At 60.4% G+C, this 17,870-nt stretch carries 16 protein-coding genes; 4 read left to right on the top strand and 12 right to left on the bottom strand.

All coding sequences use genetic code 11. The features are described 5' to 3' along the window. Positions 1-8 precede the first annotated feature (8 nt). From pgl to AGR7B_RS02720, 3 genes are all read left to right on the top strand, one after another. Positions 9-707, top strand: a complete 699-nt coding sequence (gene pgl, locus AGR7B_RS02730) for a 6-phosphogluconolactonase (protein ID WP_078051243.1) — start codon at positions 9-11, stop codon at positions 705-707. Positions 708-835: 128 nt separating this feature from the next. Then, on the top strand, positions 836-2,656 hold the full coding sequence (edd, locus tag AGR7B_RS02725; protein WP_080855964.1) for a phosphogluconate dehydratase: 1,821 nt from the start codon (positions 836-838) through the stop codon (positions 2,654-2,656). Between the two features lie 215 nt (positions 2,657-2,871). Then, entirely contained in the window at positions 2,872-4,236 is a 1,365-nt protein-coding gene (locus AGR7B_RS02720) for a metallophosphoesterase (protein WP_078051503.1), read from the top strand. Between the two features lie 21 nt (positions 4,237-4,257). Here the strand turns inward: AGR7B_RS02720 and AGR7B_RS02715 are convergent, their stop codons facing one another. From AGR7B_RS02715 to AGR7B_RS02690, 6 genes are all read right to left on the bottom strand, one after another. Further along, the gene (locus AGR7B_RS02715) at positions 4,258-4,614 is read right to left on the bottom strand and encodes a hypothetical protein (RefSeq protein WP_035236048.1); all 357 of its coding nucleotides are present in this window, start codon (positions 4,612-4,614) and stop codon (positions 4,258-4,260) included. 240 nt (positions 4,615-4,854) lie between these two features. Then, on the bottom strand, positions 4,855-5,943 hold the full coding sequence (locus tag AGR7B_RS02710) for an ABC transporter ATP-binding protein (RefSeq protein WP_080855963.1): 1,089 nt from the start codon (positions 5,941-5,943) through the stop codon (positions 4,855-4,857). A gap of 20 nt (positions 5,944-5,963) precedes the next feature. Next, positions 5,964-7,619: a beta-galactosidase BglA gene (bglA, locus tag AGR7B_RS02705; protein ID WP_059760843.1), complete on the bottom strand. Its 1,656-nt coding sequence runs from the start codon at positions 7,617-7,619 to the stop codon at positions 5,964-5,966. A 37-nt stretch (positions 7,620-7,656) separates the two neighbouring features. Continuing rightward, the gene (locus AGR7B_RS02700) at positions 7,657-8,817 is read right to left on the bottom strand and encodes a carbohydrate ABC transporter permease (protein ID WP_080855962.1); all 1,161 of its coding nucleotides are present in this window, start codon (positions 8,815-8,817) and stop codon (positions 7,657-7,659) included. Between the two features lies 1 nt (position 8,818). Then, positions 8,819-9,832, bottom strand: a complete 1,014-nt coding sequence (locus tag AGR7B_RS02695) for a carbohydrate ABC transporter permease (protein ID WP_080855961.1) — start codon at positions 9,830-9,832, stop codon at positions 8,819-8,821. A gap of 105 nt (positions 9,833-9,937) precedes the next feature. Then, positions 9,938-11,299 carry an ABC transporter substrate-binding protein gene (locus AGR7B_RS02690; RefSeq protein ID WP_020812904.1) on the bottom strand — a complete coding sequence of 454 codons (1,362 nt, stop codon included), beginning with the start codon at positions 11,297-11,299 and terminating at the stop codon, positions 9,938-9,940. Positions 11,300-11,573: 274 nt separating this feature from the next. On the opposite strand from AGR7B_RS02690, the gene AGR7B_RS02685 reads away from it, so the two are divergent. Next, on the top strand, positions 11,574-12,599 hold the full coding sequence (locus tag AGR7B_RS02685) for a LacI family DNA-binding transcriptional regulator (RefSeq protein WP_065654439.1): 1,026 nt from the start codon (positions 11,574-11,576) through the stop codon (positions 12,597-12,599). Between the two features lie 18 nt (positions 12,600-12,617). Here the strand turns inward: AGR7B_RS02685 and folD are convergent, their stop codons facing one another. The 6 genes from folD to AGR7B_RS02655 all read right to left on the bottom strand — a co-directional run bounded on the left by folD (position 12,618) and on the right by AGR7B_RS02655 (position 17,850). Continuing rightward, positions 12,618-13,517: a bifunctional methylenetetrahydrofolate dehydrogenase/methenyltetrahydrofolate cyclohydrolase FolD gene (gene folD, locus AGR7B_RS02680; RefSeq protein ID WP_080855960.1), complete on the bottom strand. Its 900-nt coding sequence runs from the start codon at positions 13,515-13,517 to the stop codon at positions 12,618-12,620. 77 nt (positions 13,518-13,594) lie between these two features. Beyond that, positions 13,595-15,370, bottom strand: coding sequence for a GumC domain-containing protein (locus AGR7B_RS02675; protein WP_080855959.1), 1,776 nt, complete (start codon positions 15,368-15,370; stop codon positions 13,595-13,597). 114 nt (positions 15,371-15,484) lie between these two features. After that, complete coding sequence (locus AGR7B_RS02670; protein WP_078051252.1) at positions 15,485-16,159, bottom strand: WecB/TagA/CpsF family glycosyltransferase; 675 nt, start codon at positions 16,157-16,159, stop codon at positions 15,485-15,487. A gap of 202 nt (positions 16,160-16,361) precedes the next feature. Continuing rightward, a complete protein-coding gene (locus AGR7B_RS02665; protein ID WP_004432561.1) occupies positions 16,362-16,895 on the bottom strand; it encodes a flagellar basal body-associated FliL family protein in 534 nt (177 codons plus the stop codon). Beyond that, positions 16,895-17,263, bottom strand: coding sequence for a hypothetical protein (locus AGR7B_RS02660; protein WP_026363659.1), 369 nt, complete (start codon positions 17,261-17,263; stop codon positions 16,895-16,897). The genes AGR7B_RS02665 and AGR7B_RS02660 overlap by 1 nt, the downstream gene beginning before the upstream one ends. Positions 17,264-17,292: 29 nt before the next feature. Further along, a complete protein-coding gene (locus AGR7B_RS02655) occupies positions 17,293-17,850 on the bottom strand; it encodes a rod-binding protein (protein WP_065654443.1) in 558 nt (185 codons plus the stop codon). Positions 17,851-17,870 lie beyond the last annotated feature (20 nt).

Below are 17,870 nucleotides of genomic sequence, written 5' to 3'. Positions count from 1 at the left end.
GCCCGGCGATGAGCGAAACGATACACGTCTTCGACACCGCCGCCGAACTGGCAACCGCTCTTTCGGCAGAGGTTGCCAAACGCCTTGATGCGGCAACGAAGGATCGCGGTGCGGCAAGCATTGCCGTCTCCGGCGGTTCGACGCCCAAGCTGTTCTTTCAGGCGCTTTCCAAACACGATCTCGACTGGCCCAATATCAGCGTGACGCTGGTGGACGAACGTTTCGTGCCGCCGGAAAGCGACCGTTCGAACCACCGCCTCGTTGCCGAGAACCTTTTGCAGGACAAGGCGAAGTCGGCTTATTTCGTGCCGTTGTTCCAGCCGGCGGCCTCGCCGGAGGATGCCGCGACGCTTGCGACCGTCAAGACCGAGGCGATCTGCGACCCGTTCGATGTTGTCATTCTCGGCATGGGAACGGATGGCCATACGGCATCGTTCTTCCCCGGTGGAGACAATCTCTACGAAGCGCTGGACCTCGATGAGCCGCGCGGCGTTCTGACCATGGCAGCGGAAAATGCCGGAGAAGAACGGTTGACCTTCAACTTCTCCAGCCTGCACGATGCCGGGTTTCTGGTGCTGCATATCGAAGGCGCTGCCAAGAAGGCGACGCTGGAGAAGGCACAGTCGGGCGAGGATGAGGATGAAATGCCGATCCGCGCCGTGCTGAACCGGGCAGAAACGCCCGTGGATATATACTGGGCGCCATAAGCCGAACGCCACCGCCGCGATTGCGGCCCGGCGACAAAGCGCCCCGAAGACATGAAGACTGAAACACGACAACCGGCCGTTCACCTCCCGGAACGCCGGTTGCCGACCAACGAACAGGATGAACGCCCATGTCCGCCGATTCCCGCATTCAGGCCATCACCGCCCGCATCATCGAACGTTCCAAGCCCTACCGCGAGACCTATCTCGAGCGGCTGCGGCTGCAGGTCTCGAAGGGCGTTCACCGTTCCGTGCTTTCCTGCGGCAATCTTGCGCATGGATTTGCCGTCTGTTCCCCCGCCGACAAGGACATCCTTGCCGGCGACCGGGTTCCAAACCTCGGCATCATCACCGCCTATAACGACATGCTCTCGGCGCACCAGCCCTATGAGACCTTTCCGGCGATCATCCGCGATGCAGCCAAGGAAGCTGGCGGCATAGCGCAGGTGGCAGGCGCGGTTCCCGCCATGTGCGACGGCGTGACCCAGGGGCAGCCGGGCATGGAGCTTTCGCTGTTTTCCCGCGACGCCATCGCCATGGCGGCCGGCATCGGCCTGTCGCACAACATGTTCGACGCCGCCGTCTATCTCGGCGTCTGCGACAAGATCGTGCCCGGCCTCGTCATCGCAGCCCTCGCCTTCGGCCATCTGCCCGCCGTCTTCGTTCCCGCCGGCCCGATGACATCCGGCCTGCCGAACGACGAGAAGTCGCGCGTGCGCCAGCTTTATGCCGAAGGCAAGGTCGGCCGCGCCGAGCTTCTGGAAGCGGAATCGAAATCCTATCATGGTCCCGGCACCTGCACCTTCTACGGCACCGCCAATTCCAACCAGATGCTGATGGAGATCATGGGTTTCCACATGCCCGGCTCCTCCTTCATCAATCCCGGCACGCCGCTGCGCGATGCGCTGACGCGTGAAGCTGCCAAGCGTGCGCTGGCGATTACCGCGCAGGGCAACGAGTTCACCCCGGCAGGCGAGATGATCGATGAAAGGTCCGTCGTCAACGGCGTCGTCGGCCTGCATGCGACGGGCGGTTCCACCAACCACACCATGCATCTGATCGCCATGGCGCGCGCCGCCGGCATCATCCTCACCTGGCAGGATATTTCCGATCTCTCCGACATCGTGCCGCTGCTCGCCCGCGTTTACCCGAACGGTCTTGCCGATGTGAACCATTTCCACGCCGCCGGCGGCATGGGCTTCCTCATCAAGCAGCTTTTGAAACAGGGCTTCGTGCATGACGATGTGCGCACCGTCTTCGGACAGGGCCTCGAGGCTTATACCGTGGATGCCATGCTTGACGAGAAGGGCGCGGTTGTCCGCCAGCCCTCCCCCGAGCAGAGCCACGACCCGAAGGTGCTTTCCAGCATCGAGACCCCGTTCCAGCCAACCGGCGGCCTGAAGATGCTGACCGGCAATCTCGGCAAATCGGTTATCAAGATTTCCGCCGTCAAGCCGGAACGTCACATCATCGAAGCGCCGGCTATCGTGTTCCACGACCAGCAGGAGCTTCAGGACGCGTTCAAGGACGGCAAGCTCAACCGCGATTTCGTCGCCGTCGTCCGTTTCCAGGGGCCGAAGGCCAATGGCATGCCTGAGCTGCACCGCCTGACACCACCGCTCGGTGTGCTGCAGGATCGCGGCTTCAAGGTGGCGCTGGTGACCGACGGGCGCATGTCCGGCGCTTCCGGCAAGGTGCCGGCCGCCATTCATGTCACGCCGGAAGCCTCCGATTGCGGCCCGATCTCGCTTATCCGCGATGGCGACATCATCCGTCTCGACGCCATTTCGGGAACGCTGGAAGTGCTCGTTTCCGCCGCCGAACTGGCGAAACGCGAACCCGCGCGGGCCGATCTTTCCGGCAATGATTGGGGCATGGGCCGCGAGTTGTTCGCCCCCTTTCGCCGCAATGCCGGTCCGGCCGATCAGGGCGCCAGCGTTCTGTTCCATTGATTTTTGATGGGCGAAGGCCGGTGCGGCTTTCGCCTTTCAATCTCACTTTGCGGTATCGCCTGAATGCACCTCTCATCACCGAGAGCTGGCGCAGAAACCGCTTTATTTCCCCTGTCTTAAACGTCAGACTTGTCATGCGGCTGTGATGATCGCCCTTTAGGGCCTTCTTAACCGGCCGCGGGACGGCGGTGCAGTTTCGGATGATGGGGCCTGACATGACGATTTTCTCGAGCAAACGCCGCGATGTGCTGAAGCTTATGGCGGGCACCGCCCTGTTGCCGCTGATGGCGGCGGCAAAGCCAGCGCTAGCGCAGGACGTGGCGCTGCGTGCAATCGTCATCTCCGACCTGCATTCGGCCTATGAGCGTATCGGCCAGCTTCTCGCAGCCATCGAAACGCGCATCGCCGCCGACAAGGCGCCCCATATCGTCTTGCTGAACGGCGACCTTTTCGAAATCGGCAATGCGGTGGCCACACGGTCTGCCGGGGAAATCGAATGGACGTTCCTGGCGGCGCTCGCAAAGCTCGCCCCCACCGTCGTCAATATCGGCAATCATGAGCCCGATATCGACAACGATCTCGCCAATTTCGTAAGCCGCGCCCAGGCGCTCGGCATCACCGTGCTGTCCAACATCGTCGACAAGCGCAACAGCAAACCCTATGCGGCGGCCAGCGCCGAAGTAAGCGTCGGCGGGCGGAAGGTCGTTGTGGCGGGTCTCGCCACCAATGCGATCAACACCTATCCGAAGGCCACACGCGAGATGCTGGACATTCCGCAGCCGGTCGAATGGGCGAAGGCCAATCTGCCTGGGATCGTCAAACCGGATACTATCAACATCGTTCTCAGCCATGCCGGTGTCGTTGCCGACCGCGATATCCTGCCCCTGCTGCCGGACGGCACGTTGATGATCGGCGGCCATGACCACCTGAACTTCGTGCATGAACAGGGCGCGACCCGATATATTCACACCGGCTCCTGGTGCACCTCCATGACGATTGCGACCATTGCGACACCCGGCAAGGCGGCTGCCATGGAAACGGTCGCGATCGACCTCAATGCGCCTGCCTCCCCGGCTCTCAAAACGCTGATCGAGCAGACGCTCGAAAAGCACCTGACGGCGGAAGAGCGGGCCATCGTCGGTAAAAGCGCGAAGGCGATGAACGTCGATGAGGCGGGCCGCCATGTGGCGCAGCTCATCGCCGCAAAAACCGGCGCGGATGTCGGCTTCATTGCCCATACCTCGCTGGGCGCGGGCCTGCCTGATGGCGATATTCGCCGCTATGATTTTAATGCCTCGGTGCGTTTCGACGGCACGCTGATGGTGACGGAAGTGGATGGCGCGGCGCTTGCCCAAATCCTCAAGCGCTGCAACCAGCACGGCGACATTCCGCTCGCCGCGCGCACCGGCGATTATCTTTACGCCATGCCGGAAAAGCCCGAAACGAAACAGCGCTACAAACTCGTCTGCAACGACTGGTCCGCCATCAATCAGCAAAAATATTTCGGCCGCAGCGATCTTGCCTTCACGGAAGTGCCAGAGTTGAAGTTGAAGCAGACGGTTCTGGGTGGGCTCTCTTAAGCCCACTTCATCACATTGCCTTCAGAACGACCGGATATCGAGCTTCCGGTCTCTATGCGCCGGATGCGTGCTGAACACGAAAATGCGGTCCAGTTCCTTCTGCGTCAGCATGCGCAGGAAGCGGACGTGGATGGTGTTGTTGGCGTTGACGCGCAACATCACGCAGCCGATCTTGGTGATGCGGGCGTCGGGAATATCGAGATAGAACTGGTTCGGCAGGTTATATTTCGTCAGCAGCGCCAGCACCGCTTCGGTCTGGGAGATGCGGATGACATCGCAGCGGCGCGCCGCCATGTGCATCACGGCCTTTTCGGTATATTCGATGCGTGCGGCGTTCATGGTATCTTCCATGCGAAACCGGCTTTCGCGGTCATACATGAAGGATTCTTCCTTGCTCAGGTAATGGTTCCTGATGACACCCGTACCGCTCTGCACGCCCAGACTCCCATGCTCGATCAATGGATTGAGACTAGGTCATAGTCTTTAACAATTCATATCAGCGCAGGCTTAAACAGACCGGAAGCGGGACATTTCCGACATTTTTCCACAGCGGCAAAAAGGTCAGGAAAAACCCCGGAACGAGGAGGTTCCGGGGCACGGTTTCGGTATCGACGGCAATTAGCTGCGATAGGTCTTGCCCTCGGCGTCGAAGAGATGCAGCTTGTCCTGCGGTGCGGCAAAACGCAGGGTTTCGCCCTTGCCGACGGAAACGATGCCCGGCACCTTGACGATGATCGGTTCCTGCCCCTTGGGCGCTTCGAGATAAAGCAGCGTCACTTCACCGAGCGCTTCGACGATCGCGACTTTTCCCTCGAAAAGATAATCGTCCCCGGTGACGATGCTCAGATCTTCCGGCCGCACACCGAAGCTTGCCGCCTTGCCCTTTTCGGTTGCGGGCGTCGGAACATAAACGGCGAGCGTCTTGCCGCCGGCAAGTTCGATGGAGGTCCTCTCACCGGTTTCGGTGATCTTTGCAGCGATGATGTTCATGGCGGGCGAGCCGATGAAACGCGCCACGAAAAGATTGGCCGGTCTCTCGTAAAGTTCGAGCGGCGCACCCACCTGTTCCACACGACCGGCATTCAAAACGACGATACGGTCCGCCAGCGTCATCGCCTCCACCTGGTCGTGGGTGACGTAGATCATCGTCGTATCGGCCATCTGCTCGTTGAGCTTGGCGATCTCGATGCGGGTGGCGACACGCAGCGCCGCATCGAGGTTCGAAAGCGGCTCATCGAACAGGAAGACCTTGGGATTGCGGCAGATGGCGCGGCCAATCGCAACACGCTGTCGCTGGCCGCCTGACAGAGCCTTGGGCAAACGTTCCAGATATTGCGTCAGTTGCAGGATTTCGGCGGCGGCACGGACGCGGCGGTCGATTTCCTGCTTGTTCTCTTTCGCGATCTTCATGCCGAAGGCCATGTTGTCATAGACGGTCATATGCGGATAAAGCGCATAGGACTGGAACACCATGGCAATACCCCGCCGCGAGGGCGGGATTTCATTGACGAGCTGGCCGTCAATATACATCTCGCCGCCGGTGATTTCCTCCAGACCGGCGATCATGCGCAGCAGCGTCGATTTTCCGCAGCCCGAGGGACCGACGAAAACGATGAATTCGCCCTGTTCGATCTGAAGATCGATGCCGTGCAGGACCTTCACCTGCCCGTATGATTTGCGGATATCCTTGAGAACGAGACTTGTCATGGGTGTTCCTCCCTCATCTGTCAGGCGTAACGGGCGAAGAATGCGCCCCATGCCGGAAGTTCTACGCTTCTGCCTTCAAGACCGCCTGCAAAGCCGTGGCCTTCGAGAACCTCCCAGTTCCCTTCCGGCAGCGTCGCCTTTGCCGGCGTTGCGGACAGATTGAAGAGGCAAAGCACGGTTTCATTGCCGAGTGTGCGGGTGTAGCTTAGCACTTCGCCCTCAACCGGCTGGAATTCGATGCCGCCCTTGGCAAAAGCGGGATGCTTTTTGCGGAAGCTCAGGAAGCGGCGATAATGTTCCAGCACCGAGGCCTCGTTGCCCTGCTGGGCGCTGACGGCGCGCTGCTTGTGCTCGGCCGGAATGGGCAGCCACGTCTTTTCCGACGTCGAGAAGCCCGCCTGGGCATGACCGGCATCCCACACCATCGGCGTGCGGCAACCGTCGCGGCCCTTGAATTCCGGCCAGAACTGGATGCCGTAGGGATCCTGCAAATCTTCAAAAGCGATGTCCGCTTCGGTGAGGCCGAGCTCCTCGCCCTCATAGATGCAGACGGAACCGCGCTGCGTCATCAAGAGTGCCGAAAGCACCTTGGCGAAGGCATCCTTGTCCTCGACATGCTCGCCCCAGCGGCTGACATGGCGCACGACATCGTGGTTGGAGAAAGCCCAGCAGGCCCAGCCTTCCGGTGCGGCTTTCGCAAAATCCGCCTGCACATCGGCGACGCGCTGCGGAGTGAGCGCATCGGGGGCGAGGAATTCGAAGGCGTAGCACATCTGCATCTTGTCATCGCCGGATGTATATTCGCCGACGATTTCGAGGCCGCGCTGGCTGTCACCGACTTCGCCGACGGCGGCGATGTCAGGGAACTCGTCCAGCACCGCGCGGAAGCGCTTCAGGAAGGCGATGTTTTCCGGGCGGTTCTTGTCGTAGAGATGCTCCTGGAAGTTATAGGGATTGACCGCCGGAGCCGTGGAGGCGTTGCGGCGCTCCGGCGCGAGCGCCGGGTTGTCGCGCAGCTCGAGGTCGTGGAAATAGAAATTGATGGTGTCGAGGCGGAAACCGTCGACGCCGCGCTTCAGCCAGAAACGGGTGATGTTCAGCAGCTCTTCCTGCACTTCCGGATTATGCAGGTTGAGGTCAGGCTGCGAGGTCAGGAAGTTGTGCATGTAATATTGCATGCGGGTCGGATCCCACTGCCAGGCGGAACCGCCAAAGATCGACAGCCAGTTATTGGGCGGCGTGCCGTCCGGCTTGCTGTCCGACCAGACATACCAGTTCGATTTCGGATTGCTGCGGCTGGCGCGGCTTTCCACGAACCACGGGTGCTGGTCCGAGGTATGCGACATGACGAGGTCGATCATGACGCGGATACCGAGGCGATGGGCCTCGGCGATCAGCCCGTCGAAATCGGCAAGCGTGCCGAACATCGGATCGACATCGACATAATTCGAGACGTCGTAACCGAAATCCTTCATCGGCGAGGTGAAGAAGGGCGAAATCCAGATCGCGTCGGCACCCAGATTGGCGATATGCGCCAGACGGTCGGTGATGCCCTTGAGGTCGCCGATGCCGTCGCCATTGGAGTCCTGATAGGAGCGCGGGTAGATCTGATAGATAACAGCGCCGCGCCACCAGTCCTTGTTGGGCGTCAAAGCGGAAGTCACCGAAGCGGTCATGGAAGTGTCCTGTCTGGTATGGGCGTTCATGGAATAATCAGCCTCCCTTGACGGAGCCTGCGAGCAGGCCACGCACGAGATAACGTTGAAGGGCGAAGAAAACGCAGAGCGGCACAACGATGGTGACGAAGGCCGAGGCGGTGAGGATTTCCCAGTTGCCGCCGCGCGAGCCGAGCAGCGCATTGAGCGCGCCGGTCAGCACCAGCTCGTCCTTCTGCGTGCCGAGGAAGACCATGGCCACGAGCAGGTCGTTCCAGGTCCACAGGAACTGGAAGATGGCGAAGGAGGCGAGCGCCGGAAAGGAGAGCGGCAGGATGATCTTGACGAATATTTCAAAATCGCTCGCGCCATCGACACGGGCGCTTTCGATGATCTCTTTCGGCAGGCCGGAAATATAGTTGCGCAGCAGATAGATGGCGAGCGGCAGGCCGAAGGCGGTATGCGCCAGCCAGATGCCGGCATAGGTCTTGGACGGCACGCCGAAGATGGTGCCGATTTCATTATAGAGTCTGAGAAGCGGGATCAGCGACATCTGCAGCGGCACGACGATCAGGCCCACTACCATGGCAATCAGCAGATTGCGGCCGGAAAAGCTCATCCATGACAGCGCATAGGCGGCGAAGGCGGCAATCAGGATCGGGATGACGGTTGCCGGCACGGCGACAGTCAGCGAGTTGACGAAGGACTGGCCGATGCCTTCCGAGGTCAGGACCGTGCGATAGTTGTCGAGCGTGAAGACGGGCGGCGTCGCGACGGAAATATAGACGCGCTTGCCGCGAGAGCCTTCGAAGCTCGCGGCCTTGCTGTATTCGTAGCTACCGTCCGTATTAACGAGTAATGTTTCGCCGTCACCGATATCGGCCGCCTCGCCGGCTTTGAACGCCGTGGGTTCCTGTACGCGAACGCCGAAGGCCGCAACCTTGCCGCCCTGTCCGTTTTCGAAAACATTGCCTGATATGACATAGCGGCTGCCGTCCTGCTTCTGCACGGAAGCATCGGCGAGGCGCACTGCCGAGGTCTGTTCGGAACTGGAGAAGGCCGTCCACCAGCCCGACACGGTGATCTGGTCCTTGTCGCGCAGCGAGCTGACGAGAATGCCGAGCGTTGGCAGCAGCCAGAGCAGCACGACGACGAGAACACTGGCATGGACGATGAGGCGCGGCAGGCCGACGCGGCGAAGGCGTTTGAAAATATTCATCTCAGCGGCCCTCCATCTCGCGGTTTGCCTGGCGGATATTCCAGACCATGATCGGGGTGACGGCCGCCATGATGATGAGCGCGATGACCGCACTTCGGCCGCTGTCGCCACCGCCGCGGAACATCCAGTCGAACATGAGATTGGCGAGAACCATGGTGTTCCATTGCCCGTTGGTCATGGTCAGTACGATATCGAAGACCTTGAGCACGAGAATGGTGATCGTCGTCCAGACGACGGCGATGGTGCCCCAGATTTGCGGCACCATGATCTTCCAGAAGATCTGCCAGCCATTGGCCCCGTCGATGACGGCCGCCTCGACGGTTTCTTCCGGAATACCGCGCAGCGCCGCCGACAGGATGACCATGGCAAAACCGGTCTGAATCCAGATGAGGATGATCATCAGGAAGAAATTGTTCCAGAAGGGCATGGAAATCCAGACCTGCGGATTACCGCCGAAAAACTCGACGACGGCGTTCAAGAGGCCGATCTGTACCTGACCTTCGGCGCGATACTCATAGATGAACTTCCAGATGACCGATGCGCCAACGAAGGAAATCGCCATCGGCATGAAGACGATGGATTTGGCGATATTGCCCCACCAGATGCGGTCGGTCATGACCGCGATAACGAGGCCGAAGAAGGTGCAGGCGGCCGGCACGACGGCGAGCCAAAGGATATTGTTGAAGATCGACTGGCGGAAACCGGCATCGAAAAACGCCCAGCGATAATTGGCAAGACCGACGAATTCGCTGCCGGTCCGGTCATAAAAGGACAGGATCAGCGTGGCGATGACGGGGTAGACCAGATAGACCAGCAGGAGGATCAAAGCCGGACCGATGAACAGCCAGGGCCGGACCGCCGCGCGGCGATTGAGGTTGCGGGATGCCTGCAGCACGTCTCCCGCGCGGACCGGAAAGATCGCCTGAAGCACCTTATCGGATAGCCAGTAATAGGCAGCGCAGGCAAAGACCCCCGCCACCATCACGCCGATGGCCGAAACGAGTTGTTGAGCCATGTTCCCTCCCTTGATCCTCTCCGCGCCGCGCTGATTTATGCGGTCGTCGGGGCAGCGCTGTTGGTAAGGGCCCGGCAGTAAACCGCCGGGCCCGATCCGATATCTTTACTTCAGGCCGTCCCAGGCCTTCTGGATATCGCTCGCGACCTGATCCGCGGACTTGCCGCCGACGAAATCGATCATGCCGGTCCAGAATGCGCCGGCACCGATCTTGCCGGGCATGAGGTCGGAACCGTCGAAGCCGAAGCTTGTCGCGGTCGTCAGGATTTCACCCTGTCGCTTCATCTGCTCATTGGCATAGGCATCGACATTCACACCCTTATAGGGCGTGAGGAAGCTGGACTGCGCCATCCAGACCTCATGGGCGATCGGGGTCTGCAGGAATTCGACGAAAGCCTTCGCGGCAGGCGCTTCCTTGGTGATGGTGACCAGCGTGCCAGCGCCGAGAACCGGCTTGCCGAGGTCAGGCTTTGACGCGTAAGTCGGCATGTAGAAGAAATCCGCATCCGTCCCCACTTTGGTGCCTTCCGGGAAGAAGGACGGAATGAACGACGCCTGATGGTGCAGGTAGCACTTCGGCGGAATGTCGAAGAGGCCCTTGGGGCTGTCGCGGAAATCGGTGGAGGCCACGGCCGCGACGCCGCCGCTGACATATTTTTCGTTCTTGGCGAATTTGCCGAATTCGTTGATCGCTTCGACCACGGCCGGATCGGTGAACTTGACCTCGTTGGTCGTCCATTTCTGATAGACGTCGAGCGGCTGGGTGCGCAGCATCAGGTCTTCCACCCAGTCCGTTGCCGGCCAGCCGGTTGCCCCGCCGGAACCGAGACCGATGCACCAGGGCGTGCCGCCATCGGCAACGATCTGGTCCGTCAGCTTGAACAGGTCTTCCATGCTCTCGGGCACCTTATAGCCCGCTTCCTCGAAGTTCTCAGGCACGTACCAGACGAGCGACTTCACGTCCGCCTTGAAGGGAAAGGCGAAATAGGCCTTATTGCCGTCCTTGCCCTTGTAGCTGCCGAGATCGACCCAGGACTGGCCCGCGCCGTAATTTTCCTTGACCCAGTCGGCGGTCTTGTCGCCGAGCGGCACGAGGAAGCCCTTGGCGGCAAGATCGGCCAGAAGGCCGGGCTGCGGCAGGATGGCGATATTGGGCGGCGAGCCCGCCTGCGTATCGATGACGATCTGCTGCTCGTAATTTTCCGACGAGGAATAACGGACGTTCACGCCGGTCGCATCAGCGAAATAGGCAAGCACCGACTGGAACAGGGCCTCGTCTTCACCGCGCCACGGGCCGAAAATCGTCAGCGTCTGGCCTTTCAGGTCGGCATGGGCCGCCTTGAAGTCCTCGTAGCTTTTCCAGTTGAACTTGGCGTCGCCGCCGGGTGCAAACTTCAGGTCGGCGGCAAAGGCCGCACCGGACAGCAAAGCCATGACGGCGGCCGTCGCCAAAAGAGTCTTCTGCATGTGATTTACCTCCCATCACATAAAAGGCTCAAAGCGTCCTCTCCAATCAAAGCGCTTTGGCTGCCTATTCATCTCATTGTCATTAAGACGGAGTCAAGAGGCTCTTTCTGCGGAAACGTTGCAACGCCCTATGAATAGTCATATTTAATTCGGAAGGCGGCTATCCTTTTCGATTGAGAAATGCGGTGGAGACTGGTAAAAATCTAAAGCGCTTTGGGAATTGAGGAGAGGCTTTGCCGTATTCCCGGGGCGCGCGCATGGAGGAATGACAGACATGAACCTGAAACAGCTGTCGCAACTGCTGGGCATTTCGCAGACGACCATCAGCAGGGCGCTCAACGGCTATCCCGAGGTCAGCGCCGAGACGCGCCGCCGCGTCATGGAGGCTGCCGAAAAGACAGGCTATCGCCCGAATGCGGCCGCGCAACGGCTGGCGACAGGTAAGGTCGGCTCCATCGGGCTTGTCATGCCGATTGGCGAGCATCACCGTTCCGACGTGCATTTCGGCGAATTCCTGAGCGGTCTCGGTGAGGAGGCATCACGCAGCGGCTTTCATCTCGTGATCATGCCGACCGAGCCGGAAAAAGAGCGCGAAGCCCTGCGGGGGCTCGCCGCAAGCGGCAGCGTCGATGGCATCTATCTCGCCTATATGAAGAAGAACGACCCGCGCATCGCCATGATGCAATCGCTCTCCCTGCCCTTCCTCGTGCATGGCCGCTCCGTTGGCGTGGAGGAGGATTATCCCTATCTCGACGTGGACAATGAGGGTGCCTTCCGCGATGCGACCCAGCTTCTCCTCCAGCTTGGCCATACGCGGATCGGGCTTCTGAACGGCCCGGAGGGTTATGATTTCACCTACCGGCGCTGTCTCGGGGTGGAAAAGGCGCTTTCGGCAAATGGCCTGACATTGCATGCGAACAACAAGAGACACAGCAGCATGACCGACGAGGAAGGTTATCTCGGCATGGAGGCCTTACTGTCACGCCCGGAAAAACCGACCGCTATTCTGTGCGCCAGTACCGCGCTTGCGCTCGGCGCGATCCGTTCGCTCAACCAGCGGGGCTTGAAACCCGGCAAGGATATTTCGCTGATCGCCCATGACGACGTGCTGCCACTTTTGAAGCCGGATAATTTCTCCGTGCCGCTGACCACCACCCGCTCATCACTCCGGGCGGCGGGGGTACGCGTGGGCCAGCGCCTGATCAACCGGATCAAGCTCAACCAGACAGAACCGCATCAGGAACTCTGGAAGGCGGAACTTGTGGTGCGCGCCTCGACGGGGCCGGCTCCGAAAGCGTAGCCGGCCGTTTCCAGCCGCTTAGAACTTCGGTGCGGTCAGACCCAGCGCGCGATGGGCGGCGATGACGGTGTTGGCCATCAGCATGGCGATCGTCATCGGGCCGACGCCGCCCGGAACGGGCGTGATGGCGGCGGCAACGGCGCTCGCCTCGTCAAAGGCGACATCGCCCACCAGCTTCGACTTGTCTTCGCCTTTTTCCGGCGCCGGAATGCGGTTGATGCCGACATCGATGACCGTCGCGCCGGGTTTCACCCAATCGCCCTTCACCATCGCCGCGCGGCCGACCGCCGCGACCAGAATATCCGCCGTCTTGCAAATGCCGGCCAGATCCTTGGTGCGTGAATGCGCCATGGTCACCGTGGCATTGGCATTCAGCAGAAGTTGGCCCATCGGCTTGCCGAACAGGTTGGAGCGGCCGATGACCACGGCGTTGAGGCCGGAAAGGTCTTCGCCGTGAATGCCGCGTACCAGAAGCATGGCGCCGGCGGGCGTGCAGGAAATGAGACCGGTGGCGAGATCGCCGGTCGCGAGCTTGCCGGCATTCAGCACGCTCAAGCCATCCACATCCTTTTCGGGCAGGATCGACTGGATGATCTCATCGGAATTGAAGTGCTTCGGCAGCGGCAGCTGCACGAGAATGCCGTGAATGGAAGCGTCGGCGTTCAGTTCGCCGACCAGCTTGAGGAGTGCGGCCTGCGTGGTTTCCTCCGGCAGCGTGTGCTGGATGGAGTTGAAACCGCATTGCTTGGCCATCTTGCTCTTGGAGTTCACGTAAGCATGGCTGGCCGGATCGTTTCCGACGATGACAACCGCGAGACCGGGCTTTACGCCCTTTTCCGCCTCAAGCGCTTCTGCCGATTTGCGGACCGCCTCCGTTACCGAAGCCGCCTTCGCCTTCCCGTCAATCACAACTGCCATGCGTCCTGCTCCTGCTGGGTTACGTAGGCTCCGTATGGTGCCCCCTTCGCAGGAATGCAAGCGAAAATGCGGCGTTTTCAGGCTGTTTTGCGGTAGTCTTCGCGGCGATCGGCGTAATCGGCAAGACGCTCTCTCAGGAACGCCAGTTCGCGTCGCAATTCCATCAGTTCCTCGGCTTGGGCCTGGGCATGGTCGAAGTCTCCGACAAGGGCTTCGGCCAGAAGCGGTGGAAGGCCGGAAGAGGCCGGATCAGCACTCCTGACCGTGCGGTTGCCCATCAGGACCTGCCGCACGCGCTCGTCCAGCGGCATGTCGTCGTCGTCATTGACGGCCTCGCCGTAATAATCGGCAAAGCCGTCTTCTTCCGGCTCGATATTGTCCTCTGCGGCAAGATCCTGCAAATCGTCGAACACAGCCGGCTCGATCGGTTCGAATTCGGAAATCTGCAGAGACTCGAACGACGGCTCGACGGAGGATGGAAGTTGCGCGCCCTCTTCGATGAGCAATGCACCCTCCTCTTCCTCGTCATGGCGACGGTAGCTCAGGAGATAAAGACTGCCCATCAGGCCGATCAATGCACCGCCGCCCGCCAGCATGGCAGCTTGCGTCAGATCGCGGGTCAACTCGCCGGGGGCGGCCTTTTTCACCAAACGGGTCTCGACCGCGGGCGTGGCGGAGGCGGAGAGGTCGCGGCGTTCGCTTGCCTCGAGATAGACATTTCGCGCCGTTTCCAGTTCGCCCTGCAATCTGGAGAACTCGCCGGGGGCGACACCGAGTTCGTTCAGGCGGTCGAGGTATTTCTTTTGCTCGCCATTGGCGGTCGCGATCTCCTGAGAGATGCGCTTTTCATCCGCCCGCAGGCCTTCCAGCAATTGCCGCAATGCGGGGGCGGCAAGCGCCTGTGCGGCATCCACCGCATTCTGGGCGGCGATGCGGCGGGGGTGTTTCGGGCCGTAATCGACCGAAACCGCAGCAAGCGCCATGCTGGCGGTCGAGTGTTTCTGCCTGATATCCTCAAGCGCTGAAAAACCCACGCCGGCCGGCAGAGGCTTCGCAAAGACATCATTCGGCTTCAGCGCCGAAGCCGCCGTCAGATCGGCCTGAATGGCCAATTGCTGCCGGGTGGTTCGCGCCAGACTGTCGTTTACGTCGCGCAGCTGCTGTTCGAGTTGCTGCGCCTCGGCCATCACGGCGTCACCGTGGCGCATCTGGAAACCGTTTAGCGCCGCTTCCGCCTCATCGAGCCTTGTCCGCGCCCTCTCCGTCTCGCGCATGGCGGGCGTCATGGTGCCGGCCTTGCCATCGGCGATCACACGCATCGAGAGGTAATCGGTCAGCCGCATGGCGGTTTCCGGCGTTGCGGCCTTGCCGGTCACGATGAGCGTATTTTCATCCGGAGTGAGTTCCAGCCGGATCGCTTCGCCCACCGCACCGTTCACCGCCTCACGCTCGGATAGCGGACGCGCATCCGCGCCGGTCAGAAGGTCGAAAAGCAGGCCAAGCTCGCCCTGATTGCGAACGCCGACCATATCGGCGGACTTCAGCTTGAGATCGGCGGTTATACGGTCGAGCCCGGAGGGTGAAAGCAGGGTACGACGCGCCATCGCCAGAAAGCGGGCAGCATCGGGGGCATCGTAAGCGGTCTGTGAGACCTCGATCCGGGCCTGCGAAACATAACCGCGAAAGCCCGAATCGACCAGCAGAAGCGGAAGGGCAGCCCCGGCAACGGTGGCAGCGGCGATGCAGCCGGACGTCAGGAGCCGCCGACAATGTCTGCGCCATTGCGATACGGGCACAGCGACATCATTCTCGTCAGGGCGGATCGCCATCATGTCCGGATTGTCATCAACCATCTGAAGCCGTCTGCCGCCCTCGGTGCCGCCCGTAACGGGCGACTGTCAAAACCTTACGAGAGGTTAAAGGATCGTGGCAAACAAATGGTTAACGCAACGCCTGCGAGAACGGCATCAGCTCTTGCCGAGCGCGATGTGCCAGGGTTCGGCGCAGAGGCTGTAGAGCCAGCTCATGTGAAGCTTGCGGAAAATTTCCGGCATGCCGGCCACTTCCGAAGACAGGACCTTGAACAGCGGGCCAACCGCGATGGTGACCCGTGCATTCTCACGGCTGACGGTGCGGTGCAGCCATGTCTCCTGGTTTTCCTTCGACATTCCCGCCAGCAGAACATCCACCTTAACGCCCGATGCATCGCGGTTCAGCATGACGAAATCGTGCCAGGGCGCGTGCGCCCGCAACCTGGCGAGAACTTCGCCGATCTGCGCCGCATCATCTCCCGCCACACCGATACGCTTCGGCACGGCCATATAGGTCAGAAGCGCCATCACAAAGGCGACGCCGTCGATGGGCGCAGGCAAAGGCTCACCATTCTCGTTGCGCGCGGCGACCCTCATTGCCTTGCCCTGCGGCAGAAGCAGGCAGCTTTCCAGAATCTGCCGGTAGGCGTTGTCCCTGAGCGAAAGCTTCGCCTTTTCGATGGTGAGAAAGGACAGCATCGTGTGTCCTTCACAGGCAGACGCCCTGCCGCTGACCAATTCCAGCGCCCCATTCCAGTCGAGATCACAGACGCGCAGTCCGTGGATATTCCGTTGCGATTCCGGCCGCGCGAAACCTGACGCAAAACTCATTGCCAACCCCCAAATGCCAAACCCATCGCCACCGATCCAATGCATGGTCTGCGGGATGGTGGTTCATGGGTTCGTTATACAGGTGCAGGTTGAATTTAGCTTGAAAGCAATCTCTAGAATGCCTGGGGATGCGGCAAGAGACAATTAACCAGAAGGATGCTCCGCATCCCTTATCCGGCCGACGCCCCTCGCCTGCCGGTCGTCAGTGGCTTGGCGCCGCTTCTTTGCCGGCTTCGGCCTTCTCGCCCTCGACGAGCTTGACCGAACGGGGCGTGCCATTGCCGTTCTGCTCGCGGATGTCGGCTTTCGACAGATAATCGAGCTGTTCAATCAGCACGTCCTCGACCACCTCGTCATCGAGCCTTTTGTTCAGCCCCTCGCGGATGCGCTGCTTGAAGGCTTCTGGATCGAAGGTGGAAATATTGGCGATATTGACCATGGAAGAACCCGCAAGCAGCGTGAACAGTTCATCGGTCATCAACTGCGTTGCCGGCAGCTCGATCTTCGCCATCTTGGTCTTGTCGACGCGCAGCGAAATACGGCTGAGGAAATAGCCGTTTACCCCGCCATCATTGATGACGGGGATCGTGATGCTTTCGCCCTTGACCAGTTGCAGATTGGCCTTTTTCGCCCCCGCCTCATCCGGCGCGGGCGCCGTCGCCAACTGGACGGAGAAATACACCGCGCCGAGCGTGACGGCGCAAACCCAGACGCCAGTGAGAAGAAGCTTCAACATCAGGAGGCTGCGCCGTACATGAACTGTTCCTGCGAATAGGTGCCGTCCGTATCGGCTTCCTGAATGGCGTTCTTCAAGAGGTCCGCAACCGCGCGAACCGCATTCAGATGCGCCTCGACGCGGCTGGCATTGGTGGCGAGCTTGGACTTGATGCCCTTGACCTGCTCCATGTAACCGGCGGCGATTTCCTCGCGCGGGGTATCACGGAACAGCATCGTCAGCTCATAGAGGCAACGGCTCTTGTGGGCGTTGGAGACCTTGAAATCGAACTGGGGGTCCTTACCGATATTGTCGTTCTCGTTGTCGATGATCATCTCAAGGCGGCCGAGAACGGATTGGATACGGTGGTCGTTCGACATAAGGTCCATGCTTGTCTCCTCGTTAAGGTTTTTCATTCTCAAGCCTCGTCCGTTTTCTCATTGGAAACGCCGAGGACCTGCCGCTCGAACTCCGCCACCATCCGAATTGCAGCATTATTGTCTTTTTCATTCATCGATACGTCGGTAATGCCTTTGCTTTCAGCCTTCCGAAGCGCATCCTTGTAAGCCTGTTCCGCGATGCCGACGCCGCCATTTCTGGAAATCGTGTCGGCAAACTGTTCGGCCATCATGCTCTTCCAGATCTCGCCGGCATTGCCCTTGCCGTAAACTTCCTCGCTGTCTTTCGGCAGCATGTTGGCCACGAAGGTCTGGAGCACCGAGGCTTCATATTTACGGTATGTTTCCGGGATTTCGGTGCGGGCCGCGCGAATATTGGTGTCGCCGAGACCGGCCTTCGAGGAGGCGCCATCCAGCATGTCGACCGCAGCGCCAAAACCCTTGCCAGCATCGGCAAGGCTGGTTGCGGCAAAAGCCGCCTTGTTCGCCTTGAGTTTTTCCTGGGCGACCTGAACTTCCTGGGGGTCCGCAGCGCGAACCACATCCATCACCAGATCACTTATCACCGATATCGCCACGTCCAGATCTCCCGAGCTGA

Source organism: Agrobacterium deltaense RV3, from assembly GCF_900013505.1.
GTDB lineage: Bacteria > Pseudomonadota > Alphaproteobacteria > Rhizobiales > Rhizobiaceae > Agrobacterium > Agrobacterium leguminum.
This window is presented reverse-complemented; position numbering and strand designations above follow the sequence as displayed.